The sequence below is a fragment of the Streptococcus caprae genome (genome assembly GCF_042649745.1).
GTDB lineage: Bacteria > Bacillota > Bacilli > Lactobacillales > Streptococcaceae > Streptococcus > Streptococcus caprae.
This window is the reverse complement of the sequence record NZ_JBHRZV010000016.1, coordinates 1-3,770: the sequence shown is the minus strand read 5'-3', so window position 1 is coordinate 3,770 and position 3,770 is coordinate 1. Positions and strand designations below refer to the sequence as shown.

The window sequence follows — 3,770 nt, the reverse complement described above, 5'->3', positions numbered from 1 at the left end:
TGTTTTTGATAAACAGTTGCTTGGGCCTATTCACTGCGGCTGACTTAAAGCCAGCACCCCTTCTCCCGAAGTTACGGGGTCATTTTGCCGAGTTCCTTAACGAGAGTTCTCTCGATCACCTGAGGCTACTCGCCTCGACTACCTGTGTCGGTTTGCGGTACGGGTAGTGTATACTTAAACGCTAGAAGCTTTTCTTGGCAGTGTGACGTCACTCACTTCGCTACTAAACTTCGCTCCCCATCACAGCTCAATGTTACAGATATAAGCATTTGACTCATATCACACCTCACTGCTTAGCCCAGCTCTTCCATTCGCTGGGTTGAGTTAGCCTACTGCGTCCCTCCATCACTATATACACTAGTACAGGAATATCAACCTGTTGGCCATCGGATACACCCTTCGGTCTCTCCTTAGGTCCCGACTAACCCAGGGCGGACGAGCCTTCCCCTGGAAACCTTAGTCTTACGGTGGATGGGATTCTCACCCATCTTTCGCTACTCATACCGGCATTCTCACTTCTATACACTCCAGCACTCCTCACGGTATACCTTCGTCGCGTATAGAACGCTCTCCTACCATTCCTCTAAAGGAATCCACAGCTTCGGTAAACTATTTTAGCCCCGGTACATTTTCGGCGCAGGGTCACTCGACTAGTGAGCTATTACGCACTCTTTGAATGAATAGCTGCTTCTAAGCTAACATCCTAGTTGTCTGTGCAACCCCACATCCTTTTCCACTTAATAGTTATTTTGGGACCTTAGCTGGTGGTCTGGGCTGTTTCCCTTTCGACTACGGATCTTAGCACTCGCAGTCTGACTGCCGATTATATCTTCTTGGCATTCGGAGTTTATCTGAAATCAGTAAACCGAGATGGCCCCCTCATCCAAACAGTGCTCTACCTCCAAGAGACTTAACATCGACGCTAGCCCTAAAGCTATTTCGGAGAGAACCAGCTATCTCCAAGTTCGTTTGGAATTTCTCCGCTACCCACAAGTCATCCAAGCACTTTTCAACGTGCCCTGGTTCGGTCCTCCAGTGCGTCTTACCGCACCTTCAACCTGCTCATGGGTAGGTCACATGGTTTCGGGTCTACGACATGATACTAATCCGCCCTATTCAGACTCGGTTTCCCTACGGCTCCGTCTCTTCAACTTAACCTCGCATCATAGCGTAACTCGCCGGTTCATTCTACAAAAGGCACGCTCTCACCCATTAACGGGCTCGAACTTGTTGTAGGCACACGGTTTCAGGTTCTATTTCACTCCCCTCCCGGGGTGCTTTTCACCTTTCCCTCACGGTACTGGTTCACTATCGGTCACTAGAGAGTATTTAGGGTTGGGAGATGGTCCTCCCAGATTCCGACGAGATTTCGCGTGTCTCGCCGTACTCAGGATACTGCTAGGTATAAAGACTATTTCGACTACGAGGCTATTACTCTCTTTGGCTTACCTTCCCAGGTAATTCGTCTATACTCTTTAAGTCCACATTGCAGTCCTACAACCCCGAGGAGTAAACTCCTCGGTTTGCCCTCCTGCCGTTTCGCTCGCCGCTACTAAGGCAATCGCGTTTGCTTTCTCTTCCTGCAGCTACTTAGATGTTTCAGTTCACTGCGTCTTCCTCCTCACCACCTTAACAGTGGCGGGTGACAGGCATCAACCTGCCGGGTTCCCCCATTCGGACATCTCTGGATCGGCGCTTACGTACAGCTCCCCAAAGCATTTCGTTGTTAGTCACGTCCTTCATCGGCTTCTAGTGCCAAGGCATCCACCGTGCGCCTTTATTAACTTAACCTTTAAATTAATCTTTTTTGGTATTTCTTAAAATACACAGCGTTTCGGTTTATTTTCTTGTTACTTTCTACAATCAATTTCTTGATCGTGGAATTTGATATAGATATTCAATTGTCAATGAACAACTCTTACCTAACCTTAATTAGGTAATGGAGCCTAGCGGGATCGAACCGCTGACCTCCTGCGTGCAAAGCAGGCGCTCTCCCAGCTGAGCTAAGGCCCCGTACATCTTCTGTACGTTTAGGTTTGGGGTGTATGCCCACTCAAAACTAAACAAGACAAACTCAAGTCTTCCTTTTTCCTTAGAAAGGAGGTGATCCAGCCGCACCTTCCGATACGGCTACCTTGTTACGACTTCACCCCAATCATCTATCCCACCTTAGGCGGCTGGCTCCAAACGGTTACCTCACCGACTTCGGGTGTTACAAACTCTCGTGGTGTGACGGGCGGTGTGTACAAGGCCCGGGAACGTATTCACCGCGGCGTGCTGATCCGCGATTACTAGCGATTCCGACTTCATGTAGGCGAGTTGCAGCCTACAATCCGAACTGAGATCGGCTTTAAGAGATTTGCTTACTGTCACCAGCTTGCGACTCGTTGTACCGACCATTGTAGCACGTGTGTAGCCCAGGTCATAAGGGGCATGATGATTTGACGTCATCCCCACCTTCCTCCGGTTTATTACCGGCAGTCTCGCTAGAGTGCCCAACTCAATGATGGCAACTAACAATAGGGGTTGCGCTCGTTGCGGGACTTAACCCAACATCTCACGACACGAGCTGACGACAACCATGCACCACCTGTCACCTCTGCTCCGAAGAGAAAGCCTATCTCTAGGCCGGTCAGAGGGATGTCAAGACCTGGTAAGGTTCTTCGCGTTGCTTCGAATTAAACCACATGCTCCACCGCTTGTGCGGGCCCCCGTCAATTCCTTTGAGTTTCAGCCTTGCGGCCGTACTCCCCAGGCGGAGTGCTTAATGCGTTAGCTCCGGCACTAAGCCCCGGAAAGGGCCTAACACCTAGCACTCATCGTTTACGGCGTGGACTACCAGGGTATCTAATCCTGTTCGCTACCCACGCTTTCGAGCCTCAGCGTCAGTTACAGACCAGAGAGCCGCTTTCGCCACCGGTGTTCCTCCATATATCTACGCATTTCACCGCTACACATGGAATTCCACTCTCCCCTTCTGCACTCAAGTCTCGCAGTTTCCAAAGCATACAATGGTTGAGCCACTGCCTTTTACTTCAGACTTACGAAACCGCCTGCGCTCGCTTTACGCCCAATAAATCCGGACAACGCTCGGGACCTACGTATTACCGCGGCTGCTGGCACGTAGTTAGCCGTCCCTTTCTGGTAAGATACCGTCACTTGTGTAACTTTCCACTCTACACAACATTCTTCTCTTACAACAGAGCTTTACGATCCGAAAACCTTCTTCACTCACGCGGCGTTGCTCGGTCAGGGTTCCCCCCATTGCCGAAGATTCCCTACTGCTGCCTCCCGTAGGAGTCTGGGCCGTGTCTCAGTCCCAGTGTGGCCGTTCACCCTCTCAGGTCGGCTATGTATCGTCGCCTTGGTGAGCCGTTACCTCACCAACTAGCTAATACAACGCAGGTCCATCTCATAGTGATGCAATTGCACCTTTCAAGCATCCATCATGCGATAGTTACTGTTATGCGGTATTAGCTATCGTTTCCAATAGTTATCCCCCGCTATGAGACAGGTTACCTACGCGTTACTCACCCGTTCGCGACTCACTTCTTCTCGGTGGAGCAAGCTCCGGTGAGATGAAGTGCGTTCCACTTGCATGTATTAGGCACGCCGCCAGCGTTCGTCCTGAGCCAGGATCAAACTCTCATTTAAATTAATAATTGTTTGTCCGGCTAAACCATCTGGCTTATCCGTTTTATTGTTCTTGACGGGATTAAACATCCGTTCAATCCCAACTTGGTTCGTCTTGTTCAGTTTTCAAAGGGCAT

General features: G+C 50.0%; 1 tRNA gene and 2 rRNA genes. All 3 read right to left on the bottom strand.

Features of this window, described 5'->3' with window-relative positions:
- Positions 1–1,791 (bottom strand): 23S ribosomal RNA (locus ACFORF_RS02695); the annotation flags it as partial.
- Between the two features lie 149 nt (positions 1,792–1,940).
- A tRNA-Ala gene (locus ACFORF_RS02690) sits at positions 1,941–2,013 on the bottom strand.
- Positions 2,014–2,096: 83 nt separating this feature from the next.
- Positions 2,097–3,654 (bottom strand): 16S ribosomal RNA (locus tag ACFORF_RS02685).
- Positions 3,655–3,770 lie beyond the last annotated feature (116 nt).